The organism is Sporosarcina saromensis, assembly GCF_033253735.1.
Taxonomy (GTDB): domain Bacteria; phylum Bacillota; class Bacilli; order Bacillales_A; family Planococcaceae; genus Sporosarcina; species Sporosarcina saromensis.
This window is the reverse complement of the sequence record NZ_JAUBDI010000002.1, coordinates 239,488-258,563: the sequence shown is the minus strand read 5'-3', so window position 1 is coordinate 258,563 and position 19,076 is coordinate 239,488. Positions and strand designations below refer to the sequence as shown.

The window sequence follows — 19,076 nt, the reverse complement described above, 5'->3', positions numbered from 1 at the left end:
GTTTCAACTTTTTACCGAACAGGGTATACTTTGTGTATACCTTGTTTTTTTAGGTAAAGGGAGGGTTTAGAAATGAAGCAACAATGGGCCATTATTTTAAGTATTCTTTTTGCAATTCTCATCGCATTTTTTGCTGTATTGAATGTGGAACCAGTACGTGTAAACTATCTATTTGGCACTGCACAATTACCACTAATCCTTATCATCCTATTCACAGCGTTACTCGGTGCAGCAATTAGCGGATTCATGGCGATGATTAAAACGATACGGATGAATCGACAAATTAATGAACTGAAGAAAGAAATGACCGCAAAAGAAATTACAATTGCTACTCAACAAAACGAGTTGGCTGCTTATCAGCAAACAGATGAACCGAGTAATCGTATTCAAACAAACGATTAGACGCTAGCGAGGCTGGGACAAAACTCTAAATAGACCGTTCCTCTGCGCTCCAAAAGGCACGCTTTCCGCGGGGCGCGCTTGAGCCTCCTCGTCCGCTGCGCTTCCTGCGGGGTCTCAACATTCGCGCTACAATCCCGCAGGAGTCGGCCTTTTTCCGCTCCGACTCACTCAAGAATTTGAAAAGAAACATTGGAAAAATATAAAAAAACTGCATGACGGCGAATTAGCCTACTTAATGCAGTTTTTTTTATGTTATGTCCCAGCCTCGTTCTATTGGATAGCATATTTTTCATTAGACCGTTCCTATCGGTTTACCTTTAAGTCCCTCTGGTTATTCGATATAATGAAAGATAAGGAAGTGAGTCAAATTGATAGAATCGGCTAAAACGTGGACAATTAATCGTCCAGATGAACAAACTGTTACGGCACTAATGAACGGCCTTAGCTTACCTTCAGTCCATGCGAAAATCCTAGTATCCAGAGGACTTACTGATGTCGAGCAAGCTAAGTCCTTTTTACATATGAATGAAACCAACTTGCACGATCCGTTTTTACTGCATGAAATGGACAAAGCTGTTGAGCGGATTCGACAAGCGATAGAAGGTCAAGAGAAAATAACGGTGTATGGTGATTATGATGCCGATGGCGTAACGAGTGTGACAGTCTTGACGACTGCATTGGAACGGCTTGGTGCTCTTGTAGACTTTGCAATCCCGAATCGGTTTGAGCATGGTTACGGACCGAACACGGAGTTATTCAAGCAACTTCATGCATCTGGCACGTCGCTAATCGTTACAGTGGACAATGGGATAGCTGGTTTGGATCCAATCGCATACGCGAATTCGGTAGGGATGGACGTCATCGTTACCGATCACCATGAAATCGGACTGACAATGCCTGATGCATTGGCAATCATTCATCCACGTCATCCAGAGGGAGAGTACCCATTTGGAGAATTGGCAGGGGTTGGTGTCGCTTTTAAACTGGCCTGTGCTTTACTAGGTGAAATTCCTGAAGATCTTTATGAGATGGCTGCGATTGGCACCGTAGCAGATTTGGTGCCTTTGAAAGATGAAAACAGATTCATTGTTAAAGAAGGGTTAAGAAGAATGCGAGCGTCGAAGCGCCCGGCGATTCAAGCGCTTGTGAAAGTGAGTGGAACCGAGCAACAAAGTCTTTCAGAAGAGTCGCTCGGTTTCATGATAGGCCCACGGCTAAATGCACCTGGACGTCTTGGGAGTGCAAACGATGCAGTCCATCTCTTAAAAGCTACAGATGCAATGGAAGCGATGACGTTAGCAGAAAAGCTTGATACGTTGAATAAAGAACGTCAAGCAATCGTCAGTCAAATTGCAGAAGAGGCTGAACAAGCAATGATAGAAATGTATGGCGACATGCTGCCATATGTCATTGTTCTAGCAGGGGAAGGATGGAATCCAGGAGTAGTAGGCATCGTCTCTTCCAGGTTGACTGAAAAGTATTATCGACCTTCCATTGTACTATCGGTAGATATTGAAACGGGAACCGCAAAAGGTTCTGGACGCAGTATCGCCGGTTTTGATTTATTCAAAGAGTTGTCTAAAAACGCATCCATTCTTCCGCACTTCGGCGGGCATGAAATGGCTGCTGGTATGTCGTTGTCACTTGATGATGTAGATCAATTGAGAGAGAATCTAAATGAGCAAGGAAAAATGCAGTTAACGGATGCATTACTCACGCCAACTCTACAGATCGATGTACCGTTAACGATTGAAGAGATAGACGTTGAAGTCCTTGAAGAATTAGAACACTTGCGTCCTTTTGGCATGTCTTTTGAAAAGCCGGTATTTCTCATTGAAAACCTTTCTGCTTCATCCATCCGAAAAATTGGAGCTGCAAAGAATCATTTGAAGCTCGAGTTGACGGATGGAGCAAATACGCTAGATGTGATCGGATTTGGCAATGGGGCAATTGCTGATGAGATTAGTCCGGGTGCTAAATTATCCGTAACGGGAGATTTGCAAGTGAACGAATGGAATGGTCGGAAGAAACCCCAATTGTTACTACAAGATCTTCAATCGAATGACCGACAATTATTTGATTTGCGTGGTATTCACGAACCGACTCGTTGGGCTTCCATCATTCCGGCAAAAAGTGCTCTCTACATCGCATTTCAGGAATCGACTATCGAGCAATACCAAAAGCGTATGCCAGATCGTCCAATCCATCTACATGGTAGAGAAGCATATAAAGAAATCGATCATGTAATAGTATTGGATGTTCCAACAGACTTGGAACAATTGAAGACGGTTTTATTAGCTACAAACCCTAAACGTATTTATGCTCATTTTCATGTGCCTGAATCCAAGTATTTTGAAGGAATGCCTAACCGCGAACAATTCGGTTGGTATTATAGTTTCTTGAAAAAGCGTGGGAGTTTCGATGTGCGTAATCAAGGCCAGCAATTATCCAAACATAGAGGGTGGAAAATTGACATACTATATTTCATGACAAAGGTGTTTTCTGAGCTAGGATTTGTTAAGATAGAGAATGGTGTTGCAAATGTCATAGACAATGCTGAGAAAAAAAGTCTTTCTGCAGCTCCTTCCTATCGGCAACGGGAGCAGCAAATTGAACTCGAAAAAATGCTTGTATATGCATCTTATATGGAATTGAAAAAATGGTTTGATGAAATTTTCCAAGAGACAGCCAATAGGGAGGAACAATTATGGATTTAAAGAGCTTTGTAACAATAGTACCGGATTATCCGAAAGAAGGAATTAGTTTTAAAGATATAACAACCATTATGGATAATGGTGAAGCGTATAAATATGCGACAGATCAAATTGTTGAATATGCAAAAGAAATTGGCGTAGACATCATTGTTGGTCCAGAAGCAAGGGGATTCATTATCGGCTGTCCAGTCGCCTATGCGTTGGAAATCGGCTTTGCACCAGTTCGTAAGCCTGGTAAATTGCCAAGGGAAACGATTGCAGTCGAGTATGACTTGGAATATGGCAAAGACTCTTTAACGATTCATAAAGACGCAATCAAACCTGGACAACGCGTGCTAATCGTCGACGACTTGCTTGCAACTGGTGGTACAGTCGGTGCAACGGTAGAACTTGTGGAAAAGCTAGGTGGCGTCGTTGCTGGATGTGCTTTCTTGATTGAATTGACCTATTTAAATGGTCGAGACAAACTAAAAGGCTACAATGTCCGAGCACTCATGACGTATTAAGTGGATCTGCTGTACATCTGCGCATACAGTAAATAAACGCGTGAAACCAAGAAGATAGACAATTGGTTTCACGCGTTTTTCGTTTTTCATTGTGACGGAAATGGGTCGTCTAGCTGATTAGGACGCTTTTTTTCCGATAAGTACTTTACATTCGATGGCATTTATACATACAATAGAATTATCTTTAATTTTTTTGCGGAAATAGTCGAAAGGAGTCATAAAATGGCGAAGAACCGTGACATGACGGCAGAAGAAATATTTGAATTAATTGCCTCCTATATGAATGAACAGCATGTCGCGTTCGTCAAGAAGGCATATGAATCGGCGAAAATTGCCCATGAAGGACAATTTAGAAGTTCAGGGGAGCCTTATATTCTTCACCCGATACAAGTAGCGGGCATTTTGGCTGAACTACAAATGGACCCGTCAACTGTAGCTGCCGGATTCCTACATGACGTTGTGGAAGATACAAATGTCTCAAGAGAAGATATTATTAACGATTTTGGTGAAGAAGTTGCCATGCTTGTAGATGGCGTGACAAAACTTGAAAAGCTAAAATTCAAATCGAACGAAGAAAAACAGGCAGAGAATCACCGAAAGATGTTTATAGCGATGGCGAGAGATATCAGAGTCATCCTCATTAAGCTTGCTGACCGCCTGCATAATATGCGGACATTGAAACATGTCAAAGAAGAAAAGCAACGGCGGGTAGCTGCTGAAACTTTGGATATTTTCGCTCCGTTGGCACATCGTTTAGGAATTTCCACGATTAAGTGGGAGCTTGAAGACACTGCACTTCGGTATTTGAATCCTCAGCAGTACTATCGAATCGTTAATATGATGAAGAAAAAGCGGGACGAACGTGAAAAGTATTTGTTAAATGTGATGGACGTCATTCGTGATGAAATAAAGGACATGGAGATCGAAGCGGAAATTAATGGCCGACCGAAACATCTGTATTCCATCTATCGCAAAATGATTTTACAGAAGAAGGAATTTAACGAAATCTATGACTTGCTCGCCATCCGTATTATCGTTAAAAGTATAAAAGACTGTTATGCAGTACTTGGCATCATCCATACGTTATGGAAACCGATGCCTGGACGATTTAAAGATTATATCGCCATGCCTAAACAGAATTTGTATCAGTCCATTCATACGACTGTCGTTGGACCTGCGGGCGATCCGTTAGAAATCCAAATTCGTACGGAAGAGATGCACCGGATTGCTGAATACGGGGTCGCTGCTCATTGGGCATACAAAGAAGGAAAAACTTTATCCGAAAAACCGGATAATATTGATTCTAAACTGAAATGGTTCAGAGAAATACTCGAATTCCAAAACGAATCATCAAATGCAGAAGAATTTATGGAATCCTTAAAGTTCGATTTATTCTCGGATATGGTGTATGTCTTTACACCGGATGGAGATGTCATCGAAATACCGAAAGGATCCGTACCAATCGACTTTGCATACCGCGTCCATTCGGAAGTTGGGAATCGGACGATTGGCGCAAAAGTAAATGGCAAAATGGTTCCGCTAGATACAGAATTGGTAACTGGCGACATTGTCGAAATCCTCACATCGAAACAATCATTTGGACCGAGTCGTGATTGGTTGAAGCTTGCCAATACATCTCAAGCAAGAAATAAAATCCGTCAGTTTTTCAAAAAACAGTTGCGTGAAGAGAATATTGTCAAAGGTTCTGAAATGGTCGAAAAAGAGATTAAGCTACAGGAATTTGACAGTAAAGCAGTGTTAACGACTGAAAATATACAACGGGTCATTGATAAATTCAGCTTTACATCTGAAGAGGACATGTATGCGGCAGTCGGTTCGAACGGCATTACTGCTCAGCAAGTCGTCAATCGATTAGCGGAGAAAATTCGCAAAGAGCGTGAACAGCAAGATACAATCGATAAAATTGTCTCGGACATGAAAGCGACACATCCAGTTCGCGCAACCGAATCAGGGGTTATCGTTCGGGGACTGGAAAACTTGCTAATTCGACTTTCGAAATGCTGTAACCCAATTCCGGGTGATGATATTGTCGGGTTTATCACAAAAGGCCGTGGTGTTTCTGTCCATCGAGCGGATTGTCCGAATATTGACGCAGAAGATAGCGACCGTCTCATTGATGTTGAATGGGCTGTAGAGCCGAATAATACGAGCAAAGATTTCCAAGTAGATATCGAAATTTCTGCGTTTGATCGACAAGGCTTGCTGAATGAAGTGATGATGGTGGTAGCTGATACGAAAACGCCAATGGTGGCGGTAAGTGGCAAAGCGGATCGTGACAAATTGGCTAAAATCAATATGACGATAAAGATTACAGATATCGCCCATTTGCATCGTATTGTTGAGCGCATTAAGCAAATTAGGGATATTTATTCTGTGCAGCGCGTTATACATTAACGTTTAGTAATTGATCAACAAGAGAGGTGTTTTACGATGAGAGTCGTTTTACAACGTTCAGGTCAAGCGTCCGTAAAGGTGAACGGAGAAATGACCGGCTCGATTGAAAAAGGGTATGTCCTCCTCGTGGGCATCACACATGAAGATACTGAAGACGACGCGGCATATGTCGCAAAGAAAATCGCAGGCTTGCGATTATGGGAAGATGAAGAAGGGAAGATGAACCGGGCTATTGACGAAATCGATGGCGCCATTCTATCGGTTTCACAATTTACATTGTATGGTGATGTGAAGAAAGGCCGCCGCCCGAGTTTCATTGAAGCGGCAAGACCCGAAGCTGCAAAACCATTATGGGACTATTTCAATGAGTGTTTACGCGAATGTGGTTTACATGTTGAAACAGGTATTTTCGGAGCTATGATGGATGTTGAGCTAGTAAACGATGGTCCAGTTACAATTATCGTCGAATCGAAATGAGCAGATGTGGATCGGAAAGCGGAATTGCCATCGTGTAATTTCGCTTTTGGGGATTTTTCAGGTATCGCGTTGGTAGTGCAAGTCCTTTGTGTTATGCCGCGCTCAAAACAAGCTATCCCTCGAACAAAACCAAACACCTACTAAAAAAACGCATGGAGCCAAGCATTTAATTGCTGGCTCCATACGCTTTCCTATTGCTTATTTCATTCTTCAATTCTACTGTTAAGCTATATAAAATAGTAAAGTCTTTCATTGCTCATCAAAATACGCTAGCAATCCTTTATAAATCCCGTGAGTAGCTTGCTCGCGAAATTTTTCTGTGATGAGCACTCGCTCTTCTGAAGGGTTTGAAAGGAAGCCTAGTTCAATTAAGAGCGAGTTTTTCCGATTTTCTCGGAGGACTAAAAAGTTTGCGGGTTGTGCGCCGCGGTTTCGTAAATTGATGTTATTGGCAAGCCCATCATTAATGGATGTAGCCAATTGCTTTTGATTCGAATGCGTGTAGTAAGTTGTAAAACCCGTGATCGAGGTATCTGGATTTGCATCATAATGCAAGCTGATGAAAGCATCTGCATCTGCCGTTTTGCTGATGGTCGTCCGTTTTCTTAAGGCGATATACGTATCGGATTCTCGTGTCATTATGACATTCGCACCCGCTGCACGGAGTTTTCCTGCTAACAATTCAGCGGTTTTTAGTGTCAAGTACTTTTCGTCAGTCCCTTGAGCGCCAGTTGTTCCTCTGTCATGTCCTCCATGCCCGGCGTCGATGGCAATTGTTAACCCTTTTAATGTCCCTGGTACTCTTTTTTCTACTGGTTTATCGGTTGTCATATTTGCTTGCGATACATTGCCGGTAGAAACAACCCATTTAGCAATATAAGCAGGCTGTCCTGAAGGCAATGTCACATGATACCAATCTCCCTCTTCACCCGTAACCGTCAAACGATCACCAGCATCTGCACGTGTGACAATGGCGGAAGAAGTAGTTGCAGAGGACCGGATATTTGTCCCATTTGTCAATACCGTAACTTGCTTTGTTGTTGAAGCCGCTTCCGATTTAGTTTTCTTTGGTCCAAGTGTGCCATGGAAAGTGTATACCCAACCGTACCCATCTTTCCCCATTGAAATGCGGACCCAATTTCCGTCAATCGCATCAACAGGGTAAGCGTCGCCTTCGTGTACTTGTCCTATTACCTTAGAAGAGAGACCCGCTTCTTTACGGACGTTCAATGCATTGACAGACACAGTAAATTGTTGAGCATTTTTTGTTTCAGTTGTTTTTCCGTTTGTTTGTTGAGTAACTGAAGAAATGTAATCCGTATGTACCCATCCTTGTGATCCGTTTCGTGAGATAGAAGCCCATTGTCCTTGTCTGCCAGTGACCGTAACGGTTTCACCCACTGATAGTTTACCGATTACAGCAGCATTCAGCGTAGGCTCTGTTCGTATGTTTAAGGCATCTACTTTTGAAACCGCTGTTCCTTGAATGGATTCAGAAACACCGTCTTTCAACACGAGCCATGAAGCGACCCAGCCAGTATCGGAGTTCAACTGAATTTTATACCAGTCGCCAGATGAAGATACTATTTCTGCCTTTTCCCCTTTTTTTATGGAGGCGACAACAGGGTATGTAAGACCTGGGCCAGACCGCACATTCAACGATTGCGTATTAATTGTCACGGTTTCTCCACCTGCTAAAACAGATGGTGTGTTATGAAAAATTGAAATTAGCAGGATGAATGCGAGCACCCATTTCATTAATGTAGACAATCTATCACTCTCCCTTAGTTTCATTGTAGAAGTTTTTGTCGGAAAAAACCATAGTGAAATGAAAAAGGTTGACACTTTGCCAATCAATGATTAAGATAATGTTTAACTGAATTGCGTTTACATCGTAAACAAAGCTAATGATATGGAAAGTAACTGTATTGCAGACTGACAAGAGAGGGATGAACGTGGCTGAAATTCATCCTACAGACGGATAAAGTGAACAACACCATTGAAGCTCCATGCTGAACGATTTCTAGTAGGTATGGACGGAACCGGCCGTTATCCGGATACGAGTGGGTACGATTTCTGTACCAATTTGGGTGGAACCGCGGAAGCTTAACTTAGCTCTCGTCCCTTGTGCAAACAAGGGATGGGGGCTTTTTTGTATTTCTGCATCTAACAGTATATGGGAGGGGAAGTCAAATGAATTTTAAAGTACCAAGAGGAACGCAAGACATTTTGCCTGCAGAATCGTGGAAATGGCAAAGAGTAGAGGCCATTATCCGTGAAGTTTGTGACATGTATCGCTACAAAGAAATCCGAACGCCAATTTTCGAACAAACTGAACTCTTTCAACGGACGGTTGGTGATACGACGGATATCGTAACAAAAGAAATGTATACATTCAAAGATCGTGGAGACCGGTCTATGACGCTTCGTCCAGAAGGAACGGCACCCGTTGTACGTTCATATGTGGAAAATAAAATGTTCGGTTATCCGGACCAGCCGGTAAAGCTTTACTATCAAGGTCCTATGTTTAGATATGAACGTCAGCAAGCTGGGAGGTACCGTCAATTCGTACAATTCGGTGTGGAAGCGATCGGTAGTGCGGATCCAGCCATTGATGCGGAAGTCATTTCATTAGCGATGGAAATGTACAAACGAGTCGGCTTGAAGGATGTCAAACTTGTGCTCAATTCGTTAGGAGATAAAGAATCAAGGACGGCTCACCGAGAAGCGCTTGTTGCGCACTTTACGCCAAAAATCGATGAACTTTGTTCCGATTGCCAGTCTCGTCTTGCGAAAAACCCGTTACGGATCCTTGATTGCAAAGTTGACCGTGAACATCCGTTAATGGCAACCGCACCATCTTTGACGGATTATTTGAATGAAGAGTCGGCAACCTACTTTGAACAAGTGAAACGCTATTTGGGCGCAATCGGTATAGAGTATGAGTTAGACCCGAACTTAGTACGAGGCCTTGACTACTATAATCACACAGCGTTTGAAATAATGAGTACTGCTGATGGCTTTGGAGCAATTACAACACTTTGCGGGGGCGGTAGATATAACGGAGTCGCTGAAGAAATTGGTGGTCCTCCGTCACCTGGTGTAGGGTATGCAATGAGTATTGAACGCTTATTGCTTGCGATGGAAGCGGAAGGCAAGAGCTTTACGGAAGATGCCCAACTAGATGTCTATGTCGTAACGCTTGAAAAGGCGGCTCACGAAAAAGGGTTTGCTTTGTTGCAACAGCTTCGCAATGCTGGCATCCGTGCGGATATGGATTATTTGGATCGGAAAATGAAAGGGCAGATGAAGTCTGCAGACAGATTCAATGCGAAAGCAGTCATTGTAATCGGGGAAGATGAAGTGAATAATGGCGTGGTGCAAGTAAAGAATATGGCAGACGGCACGCAAGAGAAAATTACAGATGCAACAGTTATTGACACATTGTTAGAAAAGTTGAGATAAGGAAGGTTGATGAACAGTATGCAACGGACTCATTATTGCGGACAAATGACAGAAGAAGTAATAGGGCAGAAGGTAACCCTTAAAGGATGGGTGCAAAAAAGGCGCGATTTAGGTGGACTCATTTTCGTAGATTTACGCGACCGTACAGGAATTGTACAAATTGTCTTTAATCCGGATTTTTCACAAGACGCGCTTGCAATTGCTGAAAAAATTCGAAGTGAGTTTGTCGTTGAGGTTAGTGGAAAAGTAGTGGAACGTGAAGAGAAGCAAAAAAATCATAAAATCCCTACCGGTTCAATCGAAGTGCACATCGAAAATGTCCATATCATTAACGAAGCGAAGACGCCGCCGTTTATGATTGAAGATGATACAGATGTGAATGAAGAGACACGTCTTAAGTACCGTTATCTTGATTTACGTAGACCTCAAATGGCACGCGTGTTTAAAATGCGTTCAGATATTACGAAAACTGTTCGCAACTTCTTGGATGATGAAGGTTTCCTAGAAGTTGAGACACCAATCTTGACGAAATCTACACCTGAAGGGGCACGTGATTACTTAGTACCAAGCCGAGTACATGATGGCGAATTTTATGCATTGCCACAATCCCCTCAGTTGTTTAAACAGATGCTGATGGTGTCCGGTTTTGATCGTTATTACCAAATTGCCCGTTGTTTCCGTGATGAAGATTTACGAGCAGACCGTCAACCTGAGTTCACGCAAATTGATATGGAAATGAGTTTCATGACCATTGAAGAAATTATTGAGTTAAATGAGCGCCTCATGAAAAAAGTGATGAAGAATGTAAAGGGAATCGACGTAGAAACACCTTTCAAACGCATTCCTTACGACGAAGCGATGAGTCGTTTCGGTTCGGATAAACCAGATACGCGCTTTGGCATGGAACTACAAGATGTGTCCGAACTTGTGAAAGATTCATCCTTTAAAGTGTTTGCAGGAGCAGTGGAATCTGGTGGCCAAGTGAAGGCGATCACAGTCAAAGGAGCAGCAGCGAACTATTCACGAAAAGACATTGATGCTCTTGGTGAATTTGCGGCTCGATATGGTGCGAAAGGGCTTGCTTGGTTGAAAGTCGATGCAGAAGGATTGAAAGGTCCGATCGCAAAGTTCTTTGAAGGCGAATTAGCTGAAGCGCTTATTCAAACAGTACAAGCGGAAGACGGGGACTTATTGTTGTTCGTCGCAGATAAAAAATCTGTTGTCGCAGACGCACTCGGTGCATTACGTTTAAAATTAGGAAAAGACTTAGGCTTGATTGATGAGTCGCAATTTAATTTCCTTTGGGTGACAGATTGGCCGTTATTTGAATATGACGAAGAAGAAGGTCGCTACTATGCTGCACATCATCCATTCACGATGCCTGCAGATGTTGAGGAACTAGAAACAAATCCGAGCGCGGTAAAAGCGCAAGCGTATGACCTTGTGCTAAATGGTTTTGAACTCGGTGGAGGATCGCTGCGTATTTATCAACGTGATGTTCAAGAGAACATGTTCAAGGCGTTAGGCTTCACAGCGGAGCAAGCACGTGAGCAATTCGGTTTCCTTCTCGATGCATTTGAATACGGAACACCACCTCATGGGGGCATTGCATTCGGTTTGGACCGCCTTGTCATGTTGTTGGCGGGCGCGACGAATTTACGCGATACGATTGCATTCCCGAAAACAGCAAGTGCGAGTTGTTTATTGACAGAAGCACCAAGTTCTGTTGATGGAGCACAGCTAGCAGAGTTAGGAATCGCTATCCAATCGAAGTGAGTAGTTTGTTGAAAAAGGAACAAATTGCCGAAGTGTAATTGTTGAATCGGCAGGAGTGATATGATAGGATACTAGTAATACGAATCCTGAAGTGTACGTTTTATGTTCATCAATTTTTGACCCAACATTTTTGTCGTAGGGAGCTCTAATTTCACTCTAGATGACCTGCCCTTTAGGGGGACTTCAGAAAGAGTGGATTGGGCACCCACCTGCTGAGAGCGGGTTCAAAACGATAACGATAAGACGGCACATTTGGGATTCGTCTCAACCGATATTATACGGATTTACCCATATTCCCCTCTTGCGATCTTGCGGAGGGGTTTTTACTTGATTCATAGAAGAAAGGCGGAATTGTCATGCTCCATCAATTTTCCCGTAATGAGCTCGCGATAGGCAAAGAAGGACTAGAGCGTATGCGCAACAAGACGGTTGCCATTTTAGGTGTAGGTGGTGTCGGTTCGTTTGCTGCGGAAGCTTGTGCACGCAGTGGAGTCGGCCGAATCATTCTCGTAGATAAGGATACTGTCGACATTACAAACGTAAATCGTCAATTGATTGCGACGTTGTCGACGGTTGGTCGTTCAAAAGTTGAAGTGATGCAAGAACGGATAGCGGATATTAATAAAGACTGTGAAGTAGTTGGTCTTCATATGTTTTATACGGAGGATACGTATGAAACCTTTTTCAGTTATGAACCTGACTATGTCATTGACGCTTCCGATACAATTAGTTACAAAATTCACCTTATTAAAGAATGCTTACAACGTGGCATACAGATTATTTCCAGCATGGGCGCAGCAAATAAATTAGATCCTACTCGTTTTCAAATTGCAGACATTTCTAAAACGCACACCGACCCAATTGCCAAAGTCATTCGCCTCCGATTACGAAAAGAGGGCATTCGAAAAGGCGTCCCGGTTGTTTTTTCTGATGAAAGTCCGATTGTTGTACGTGAAGATGTTGTTGGAACGGTAGGGAATCCGGATGCCGCTATACGGAAAGCAAAAATGCCGCCCTCATCGAATGCTTTCGTGCCATCAGTAGCGGGATTGGTTTGTGCAAGCTGGGTGCTTAACGATATTGTTAAGGACTTGCCGATTGAAAGAGTGAACGACAGTAAGTAAGTTTCACAAAATATAGAGAAGAAAAAATAAAACTGCACGAAACGAAGTTACACAAACTTGGTTTCATGCAGTTTTTTTATGCTTTTGCTTAAACATGTAAATTTCAACTGAAATAACGTTGATTTCCGTTCCGGGCGGACGCTTTCCGGGGGGCTTGCCCTCAGCCAAGCGAACAGCAGAGGGTTCGCTTTGCCGTATTTCTGCGTTTTTTGCGGAAATTAAGGCATCCTTGCTCCCAACGCTACGCTAATGCTCGCAAAAGCCGTTCTACGTGACGGCTTTTCCTGCGGGGTCTTCACGCTGCGCTGATCCCCCAGGAGTCGCCGCCCTGCACTCCAATCAACTGGATATCCTTTGAGACAGGGGTAACATTTTAGCCTCCCTAGCCGGTCCTCTCCTCGTCCAACTGTCCAGCTTCTTAAGTCTTTAGAAAGCAAAATTCAGCATCGCCTACATTTTGCCACCTCGTTTAAATTTAATAGATTTCTCGAACAGACCAATATCTGCAAATAGAAGGGCAAAGTTTTTCCCGGAGGTGTGGAAGTGAGAACCTATGTATGAAAATCGAAGCCTAGGAACCATTGATATGACACGTTAGTATCAATATCCTTGATTGTCTGGCGTATGGATCGGCCCTAAAAGGTATATTGAATAATGTCATCTTGATTAAGACCACAGAATCTATGCTGGGTCTTCCGATGGTTGATTAAAGATCTTCAACTAATGGATAGATGAAGGAGAAATCAATAGCCGCATTCAGTCTGCGCGCTAGATGGTCTTGAGGAACCAACTGCTCTATTGTCGGTATCTCCAACTGTTCGTGTTCATTAAGTTAGTTCCTAATCATTATTTTCATCACCTCATTCAGTTAATAGAAAACACCGTTGATTGCGACCAAAAAAGCGTTGGGAGCATGTGCTAATATTTCTACACAAACCGTAGAAATATACAACTCAAAAACTGCGCTGTTCGATTGGTTGAAGCCGTGACCCCCTCCGCTCTCAGCGCAAATCAACATTGCTGCTGTATCTCTATTTTAAAAGAAAAGAGACTGTAGACAAAAGGCCAAATATATGGTGTTTGTCTACAGTCTGTCACATGTGTTTAGTAAACATGTGTAATTAGTTCATGACTAGTCCGCCGTCCACAATTAAGTTTTGGCCTGTCACTGCGCGGCTCCATGGGGATGCGAAAAATAAGATTGCGTCCGCCACGTCTTCAGGTGTCGTCACTTGTTGTAGAGGGGTGCTCGCTTTAATGATGTCAAAGACAGCATCAGGTGTTGCTGCACTTGCGTCCGTCTTATGTAACAATCCACCAGACACCATATTAGCAGTGATGCCGTATGCCCCTAGTTCTTTTGCAATGTTCCTCGTTAAACCGAGTAACGCTGCCTTACTCGTATTGTATTCATGGTATGGGACGACAGGGTTTTGAAATAAATTTGTACCGATTGTAATAATGCGACCGAACTGTAGGGATTCCATATCTTTTCTCGCTGCTTGTAACGTATTAAGAGTCGCTTTGACACTTCCTTCAAATTGACATTGAAAATCTTGCCATCCAATTGTTTCGAGATCTTTCCTTGCATCTCCATTGAACGAAAAATTGACAAGGGCATTATTAACGATCGTTGTGATAGGTTTCCCGAAAAATCTTTTACCTTCCTCGAACATTCTTTTGACATCTTCTTCACTTCGGATATCTGCTTGAATTGCGACCGCTTTTTCTTTGCCAATTGAGCGAACGAGCTCTTCTGCTTGTTCGGCGCTTTTATAATAGTTTACGATCACTTTTGCACCTTCGCGGGCAAATGCTTGGACCACAGCTTTTCCTAATCCTCGACTACCTCCCGTAATGACTACCACTTGTTCTGCAATGTTCATTCTCCATCTCTCCTTCAAATGTTTGAATTGCACAAAAAAAGACCACTGGAAAAAGCGGTCATGTGCATAGATAAGATGAACTCGCCACTTCCCTCCGTCGGTATTAACCGAATCAGGTTCAAAGGGTCAGAGTTTCCTCTTCTCAGCCAATAGGCTCCCCCAGTGATCATATGTATTTGTGTCTACCTCTTACTATACCATAGTTTGTTAGAAATAAGTCACTTGTTGAAAGGGGAGGGAACTGCTACAATATGAATATGGGTCATAATACATAGAATTGTTCTTGTGATATGTAAGGAAGAAAGTTATAAATCCACTGCAAGTTACGATGAGAGGACTGGAAATGATGCAAAGACAAGACGGCATATTATTGGAAAGTGGTACGAACGAAATTGAAATCGTTGAATTTGAAATTGGCAATAATCGATATGGCATTAATGTGATTAAAGTAAAAGAAATCATTTTACCTACTCCAATCACAATCATTCCACATGCACATCCTTCAATTGAAGGGATAATCCAATTGCGTGGGGACGTATTGCCTGTCATTGATATGGAAACCGTTATGGGCTTACCGAAGACAATTGGAAAAAATGAAGGTAAATACATCGTCGCTGCGTTTAATCAACAACAAGTAGTTTTCCATGTGCAAGATGTATCACAAATTCATCGGGTATCATGGGATCAAATTGAAAAACCCGCAGACCTCTATTCAGGTGATACGACACAAGTGATCGGTGTAATTAAACGATCGGAAGATATGCTGTTGCTACTAGACTTCGAAAAAATTGTCCTGGACATAAATCCTGAGAGTGGAATCCGTGTCGAAGAAGTGAAGAAACTTGGTGTACGCGAGCGGTCTGACAAACGTATACTTGTTGCGGAAGACTCTCCTTTGTTGCGTAAATTGTTAAATGATACGCTTACCGAAGCAGGTTATGCAAACATCGAGTTCTTTGAGAACGGAAAAGATGCTTTGGCGTATTTGGAAAATGCCGTCGCTTCAGGTCAGAAGGCACAAGAAGTTGTCCAACTTGTGATTACAGATATTGAAATGCCACAAATGGATGGTCATCATTTCACAAAACGTATCCGTGAAAACGAACAGCTTGCTATGTTGCCAGTCATTATTTTCTCATCATTGATTACGGATGAATTAAAACATAAAGGTGAAAACGTTGGTGCGAATGATCAAGTAAGTAAACCGGAAATTGCTGAACTTGTTTTGAAAATGGATCAATATATTTTATAAAAAAAGAACACATCCTGTACACAAAATAGACAGGATGTGTTTTTTTATTTTCTTTGTCTGAATTCCTTTAACCGTTCATAAATCCCTGCGAGTTTCTTCTCCTCACCCGCGATAACAGGTTCGTAAAATTCCACGTCTTTCAATTTGTCTGGGAGGTATTGTTGATTTACCCAGCCGCCGAAAGATCCAATTGGGGTATCATGAGGATATTGATACCCACCGTGGCCGAGTTCAGCAGCTCCGGCATAATGCGTATCACGCAAGTGGAGGGGGATGTCACCTGTTTTCCCTTCGTTGATGGCGCGGATTGCTGCATCCATTGCTTTATATGCTGAATTGGACTTTGATGCGAGACACATTTCGATGACCGCGTTCGCAAGTGGGATACGCGCTTCGGGCATGCCTAATCGAATAGCCGCATCCGTCGCTGCAAGTACGTGTGGACCAACTTCGGGTGCTGCTAAACCGATATCTTCGTACGCCATGACGAGAAGCCGTCTTGAAACAGCAATCAAGTCGCCGGTTTCAAGCAGATTAGCCAAGTAGAAGATCGCTGCATTCACATCACTTCCACGCACAGACTTTTGCAATGCAGAGAGCAAGTTGTAATGATGAGATCCTTTTTTATCGCCAACGAGTCCAATTCTGCCAATTAAGTTTTCGATGAGACAATCTTCAATAACAATTATTCCGTCTTCCTCATCACTCGCAGATACGATTGACTCGAGTAATGTAAGAGCTTTTCGAGCATCTCCGTTCACACCGCCTGCTATCTGTTCGACTTGCTCGTCCGTAATGGCAATAGGCGTTTTCCCAAGACCTCGCTCAACATCGTGGATGGCACGTTTCAACAACTTGACAACATCTTCGGTTTCCAATCGTTTGAGCTGTAAAATCTCCCCGCACCGTGAACGAATGGCAGGATTCACGTCGTGGAAAGGATTTTCGGTTGTTGCACCGATTAGCACGATTGATCCCTTTTCAACATGTGGTAACAACGTGTCTTGTTGCAATTTATTAAAACGGTGGATTTCATCCAAAAACAAAATGACTTTTCCTGTTATCCGAGCTTCTGCAACAACTTCCTCGACATCTTTTTTACCGGAAACTGTTGCATTCAGTGCGATGAACGGTAAGTCGCTAGTGCCGGCAATTGCATACGCTAAAGAGGTTTTGCCGATACCCGGTTCGCCGTACAGTAGCATGGAAGGGACATGCCCTTTACGAACTAACCGGTAAAGGGCTGTATCTTTTCCGATAATATGTTGTTGACCGGCAATCTCGTCAATTGTTCGTGGTCGCATTCTAAAAGCTAATGGTTCGTTGTGCAAACTATTCACTCCCCGTACGTACATCCGTTCCACCATTATACACAAAGAAAACCGAGAAGTCATTTGCAGGAAGCCAACCTTCAATTATGCTATAATGTTTTGTACTTATTGAAAAGGACGTTGGTTATACATGAGAATTTCAACGAGAGGCCGCTATGGCCTTACAATGATTGTTGCACTTGGAAAGAAATATGGTGAAGGTCCAATGCCTTTACGGAAAATTGCCGAAGAGCATGATTTGTCTGATGCATATCTTGAGCAACTCATTCCGGTATTGCGAAACAGTGGTCTCGTAACAAGTGTTCGTGGTGCTTATGGCGGCTATAAACTTTCCAAACCGCCAACAGACATTACAGCAGGGGACATCATTCGGTTATTAGAAGGTCCTATCCAAGTTGTTGAAGGGATTGAAGAAGGAAATATCCCTCAACAATCATTATGGAATCGGATTGGGGATGCAATTCGAGAAGTTCTTGACACGACAACGATCCAAGATCTCGTCGATGCAGAAGAATCTTCTACAAATGACGGATATATGTATTACATTTAAACGGTTTCACTAAAGGAGTTTACTCATGCAAACAATCTATATGGATCATGCTGCAACTACACCTGTACATCCGGAAGTACGGTCAACATATATTGAAGCGATGGATAAAGTATTCGGCAACCCTTCGAGTATTCATCAATACGGACGTTTAGCTAGAAAATGGATCGATGACGCTCGTAAGGAAATTGCTCTGAGCTTACAAGCGGAGCCAAATGAAATTATTTTCACTTCAGGTGGTACGGAAGCTGATAACATTGCAATATTTGGGACTGCGAATGCAATGAAGGAGAAAGGTAATCACATTATTACAACAACCATCGAGCACCATGCCGTCTTACACGCCTGCCAGGAACTGGAGAAAACAGGTTTTCAAGTGACGTATTTACCTGTGAATGAAGACGGTGTAATTGCTGTGGAGCAAGTAAAAGATGCATTAACGGAGAATACGATTCTCGTTACGATTATGTACGGGAACAATGAAGTTGGTTCCATCCAACCGATTCAAGAAATTGGAGAACTGCTCAAAGGACATCAAGCAATTTTCCACACCGACGCTGTCCAAGCGTACGGTATTGCGCCCTTAGATGTACAAGAATTACAAGTAGACTTGCTCAGTGCATCCGCTCATAAGTTGAATGGGCCGAAAGGAATTGGCTTTCTTTATCAACGAAAGGGCATCACTACTCACCCCTTATTATTTGGCGGAGAGCAGGAACGGAAGAGACGAGCGGGGACTGAAAATGTGCCCGCCATTGCCGCATTTGCTAAAGCGGTTCATATTGCTCAGGTTGATATGGAGAACAACCAAAAAACGTATGAACGCTACAAACAGCTCATACAAGCTGTTTTTACCGAAGAGGGAATCCAATTTGAATTGAATGCCCAACGAGCGCACCGATTACCACACATCTTCAATATCAGTTTTCCAGGTACAGATATCGAGTCGTTACTCGTCAACATGGACATGGCAGGAATTGCTGTATCAAGTGGTTCTGCTTGCACGGCAGGATCACTTGAACCGTCTCATGTTCTGTCAGCGATGTACGGGAACAAGTCTTCAAAGCTAAGAAATTCGGTACGATTCAGTTTTGGTTTAGGATTGGATGAAGACATGGTGCGGCGTGCAGCTACTACAACAGCAACGATTGTTAAACGTCTAGTGAAATGAACGGATAAAG

General features: G+C 42.9%; 14 protein-coding genes, 1 other RNA gene, 1 pseudogene, 1 riboswitch and 1 other annotated feature. Of the genes and pseudogenes, 12 read left to right on the top strand and 4 right to left on the bottom strand.

Going from position 1 to position 19,076, the window contains the following annotated elements; translation table 11 throughout:
* The first annotated feature begins 72 nt into the window (after positions 1-72).
* The 5 genes from QT711_RS04100 (at position 73) to dtd (ending at position 6,514) form a co-directional block, all read left to right on the top strand.
* On the top strand, positions 73-402 hold the full coding sequence (locus QT711_RS04100; RefSeq protein WP_317942238.1) for a LapA family protein: 330 nt from the start codon (positions 73-75) through the stop codon (positions 400-402).
* Positions 403-770: 368 nt separating this feature from the next.
* Positions 771-3,119: a single-stranded-DNA-specific exonuclease RecJ gene (recJ, locus tag QT711_RS04095; protein WP_317942237.1), complete on the top strand. Its 2,349-nt coding sequence runs from the start codon at positions 771-773 to the stop codon at positions 3,117-3,119.
* Complete coding sequence (locus tag QT711_RS04090; RefSeq protein ID WP_317942236.1) at positions 3,110-3,622, top strand: adenine phosphoribosyltransferase; 513 nt, start codon at positions 3,110-3,112, stop codon at positions 3,620-3,622. The genes recJ and QT711_RS04090 overlap by 10 nt, the downstream gene beginning before the upstream one ends.
* Positions 3,623-3,844: 222 nt before the next feature.
* Positions 3,845-6,037, top strand: coding sequence for a RelA/SpoT family protein (locus QT711_RS04085; protein WP_317942235.1), 2,193 nt, complete (start codon positions 3,845-3,847; stop codon positions 6,035-6,037).
* A 36-nt stretch (positions 6,038-6,073) separates the two neighbouring features.
* Complete coding sequence (gene dtd, locus QT711_RS04080; protein ID WP_317942234.1) at positions 6,074-6,514, top strand: D-aminoacyl-tRNA deacylase; 441 nt, start codon at positions 6,074-6,076, stop codon at positions 6,512-6,514.
* A 249-nt stretch (positions 6,515-6,763) separates the two neighbouring features.
* Here dtd and QT711_RS04075 read toward each other — a convergent pair whose 3' ends face one another.
* Positions 6,764-8,284 carry an SH3 domain-containing protein gene (locus tag QT711_RS04075; RefSeq protein ID WP_317942233.1) on the bottom strand — a complete coding sequence of 507 codons (1,521 nt, stop codon included), beginning with the start codon at positions 8,282-8,284 and terminating at the stop codon, positions 6,764-6,766.
* A 128-nt stretch (positions 8,285-8,412) separates the two neighbouring features.
* Positions 8,413-8,643: a binding site (T-box leader), on the top strand.
* 64 nt (positions 8,644-8,707) lie between these two features.
* Between QT711_RS04075 and hisS the strand changes: the two genes are divergently transcribed.
* The 4 genes from hisS to QT711_RS04055 all read left to right on the top strand — a co-directional run bounded on the left by hisS (position 8,708) and on the right by QT711_RS04055 (position 12,879).
* Complete coding sequence (gene hisS / locus QT711_RS04070; protein WP_317942232.1) at positions 8,708-9,979, top strand: histidine--tRNA ligase; 1,272 nt, start codon at positions 8,708-8,710, stop codon at positions 9,977-9,979.
* Positions 9,980-9,997: 18 nt separating this feature from the next.
* Positions 9,998-11,755 carry an aspartate--tRNA ligase gene (gene aspS, locus QT711_RS04065; RefSeq protein ID WP_317942331.1) on the top strand — a complete coding sequence of 586 codons (1,758 nt, stop codon included), beginning with the start codon at positions 9,998-10,000 and terminating at the stop codon, positions 11,753-11,755.
* Positions 11,756-11,835: 80 nt separating this feature from the next.
* Positions 11,836-12,018: non-coding RNA, 6S RNA (ssrS, locus tag QT711_RS04060), on the top strand.
* A 93-nt stretch (positions 12,019-12,111) separates the two neighbouring features.
* Positions 12,112-12,879, top strand: a complete 768-nt coding sequence (locus tag QT711_RS04055) for a tRNA threonylcarbamoyladenosine dehydratase (protein WP_317942231.1) — start codon at positions 12,112-12,114, stop codon at positions 12,877-12,879.
* Positions 12,880-13,362: 483 nt separating this feature from the next.
* On the opposite strand, the pseudogene QT711_RS04050 reads toward QT711_RS04055, so the two are convergent.
* Both QT711_RS04050 and QT711_RS04045 read right to left on the bottom strand, forming a co-directional pair.
* A pseudogene (locus tag QT711_RS04050) lies at positions 13,363-13,693 on the bottom strand (transposase); the annotation flags it as partial.
* Positions 13,694-14,000: 307 nt separating this feature from the next.
* Positions 14,001-14,765 carry a 3-oxoacyl-ACP reductase gene (locus tag QT711_RS04045; protein ID WP_317942230.1) on the bottom strand — a complete coding sequence of 255 codons (765 nt, stop codon included), beginning with the start codon at positions 14,763-14,765 and terminating at the stop codon, positions 14,001-14,003.
* Between the two features lie 72 nt (positions 14,766-14,837).
* Positions 14,838-14,936, bottom strand: a riboswitch (TPP riboswitch).
* Between the two features lie 175 nt (positions 14,937-15,111).
* On the opposite strand from QT711_RS04045, the gene QT711_RS04040 reads away from it, so the two are divergent.
* Entirely contained in the window at positions 15,112-16,017 is a 906-nt protein-coding gene (locus tag QT711_RS04040) for a chemotaxis protein (protein WP_317942330.1), read from the top strand.
* A 44-nt stretch (positions 16,018-16,061) separates the two neighbouring features.
* Here QT711_RS04040 and QT711_RS04035 read toward each other — a convergent pair whose 3' ends face one another.
* Positions 16,062-17,348, bottom strand: coding sequence for a replication-associated recombination protein A (locus tag QT711_RS04035; RefSeq protein WP_317942229.1), 1,287 nt, complete (start codon positions 17,346-17,348; stop codon positions 16,062-16,064).
* A gap of 130 nt (positions 17,349-17,478) precedes the next feature.
* Between QT711_RS04035 and cymR the strand changes: the two genes are divergently transcribed.
* Both cymR and QT711_RS04025 read left to right on the top strand, forming a co-directional pair.
* Positions 17,479-17,898 carry a cysteine metabolism transcriptional regulator CymR gene (gene cymR, locus QT711_RS04030; protein ID WP_317942228.1) on the top strand — a complete coding sequence of 140 codons (420 nt, stop codon included), beginning with the start codon at positions 17,479-17,481 and terminating at the stop codon, positions 17,896-17,898.
* A 25-nt stretch (positions 17,899-17,923) separates the two neighbouring features.
* Positions 17,924-19,066 carry a cysteine desulfurase family protein gene (locus QT711_RS04025; protein ID WP_317942227.1) on the top strand — a complete coding sequence of 381 codons (1,143 nt, stop codon included), beginning with the start codon at positions 17,924-17,926 and terminating at the stop codon, positions 19,064-19,066.
* The last annotated feature ends 10 nt before the right edge of the window (positions 19,067-19,076 follow it).

Excerpts from the sequence above, each read along its gene's own strand:
- QT711_RS04025 (WP_317942227.1), top strand. The coding sequence starts at position 17,924 with ATGCAAACAATCTATATGGATCATGCTGCAACTACACCTGTACATCCG.
- QT711_RS04085 (WP_317942235.1), top strand. The coding sequence starts at position 3,845 with ATGGCGAAGAACCGTGACATGACGGCAGAAGAAATATTTGAATTAATT.
- QT711_RS04100 (WP_317942238.1), top strand. The coding sequence starts at position 73 with ATGAAGCAACAATGGGCCATTATTTTAAGTATTCTTTTTGCAATTCTC.
- QT711_RS04090 (WP_317942236.1), top strand. The coding sequence starts at position 3,110 with ATGGATTTAAAGAGCTTTGTAACAATAGTACCGGATTATCCGAAAGAA.
- QT711_RS04045 (WP_317942230.1), bottom strand. The coding sequence starts at position 14,765 with ATGAACATTGCAGAACAAGTGGTAGTCATTACGGGAGGTAGTCGAGGA.
- QT711_RS04055 (WP_317942231.1), top strand. The coding sequence starts at position 12,112 with ATGCTCCATCAATTTTCCCGTAATGAGCTCGCGATAGGCAAAGAAGGA.
- hisS (WP_317942232.1), top strand. The coding sequence starts at position 8,708 with ATGAATTTTAAAGTACCAAGAGGAACGCAAGACATTTTGCCTGCAGAA.
- QT711_RS04040 (WP_317942330.1), top strand. The coding sequence starts at position 15,112 with ATGCAAAGACAAGACGGCATATTATTGGAAAGTGGTACGAACGAAATT.
- aspS (WP_317942331.1), top strand. The coding sequence starts at position 9,998 with ATGCAACGGACTCATTATTGCGGACAAATGACAGAAGAAGTAATAGGG.
- dtd (WP_317942234.1), top strand. The coding sequence starts at position 6,074 with ATGAGAGTCGTTTTACAACGTTCAGGTCAAGCGTCCGTAAAGGTGAAC.
- cymR (WP_317942228.1), top strand. The coding sequence starts at position 17,479 with ATGAGAATTTCAACGAGAGGCCGCTATGGCCTTACAATGATTGTTGCA.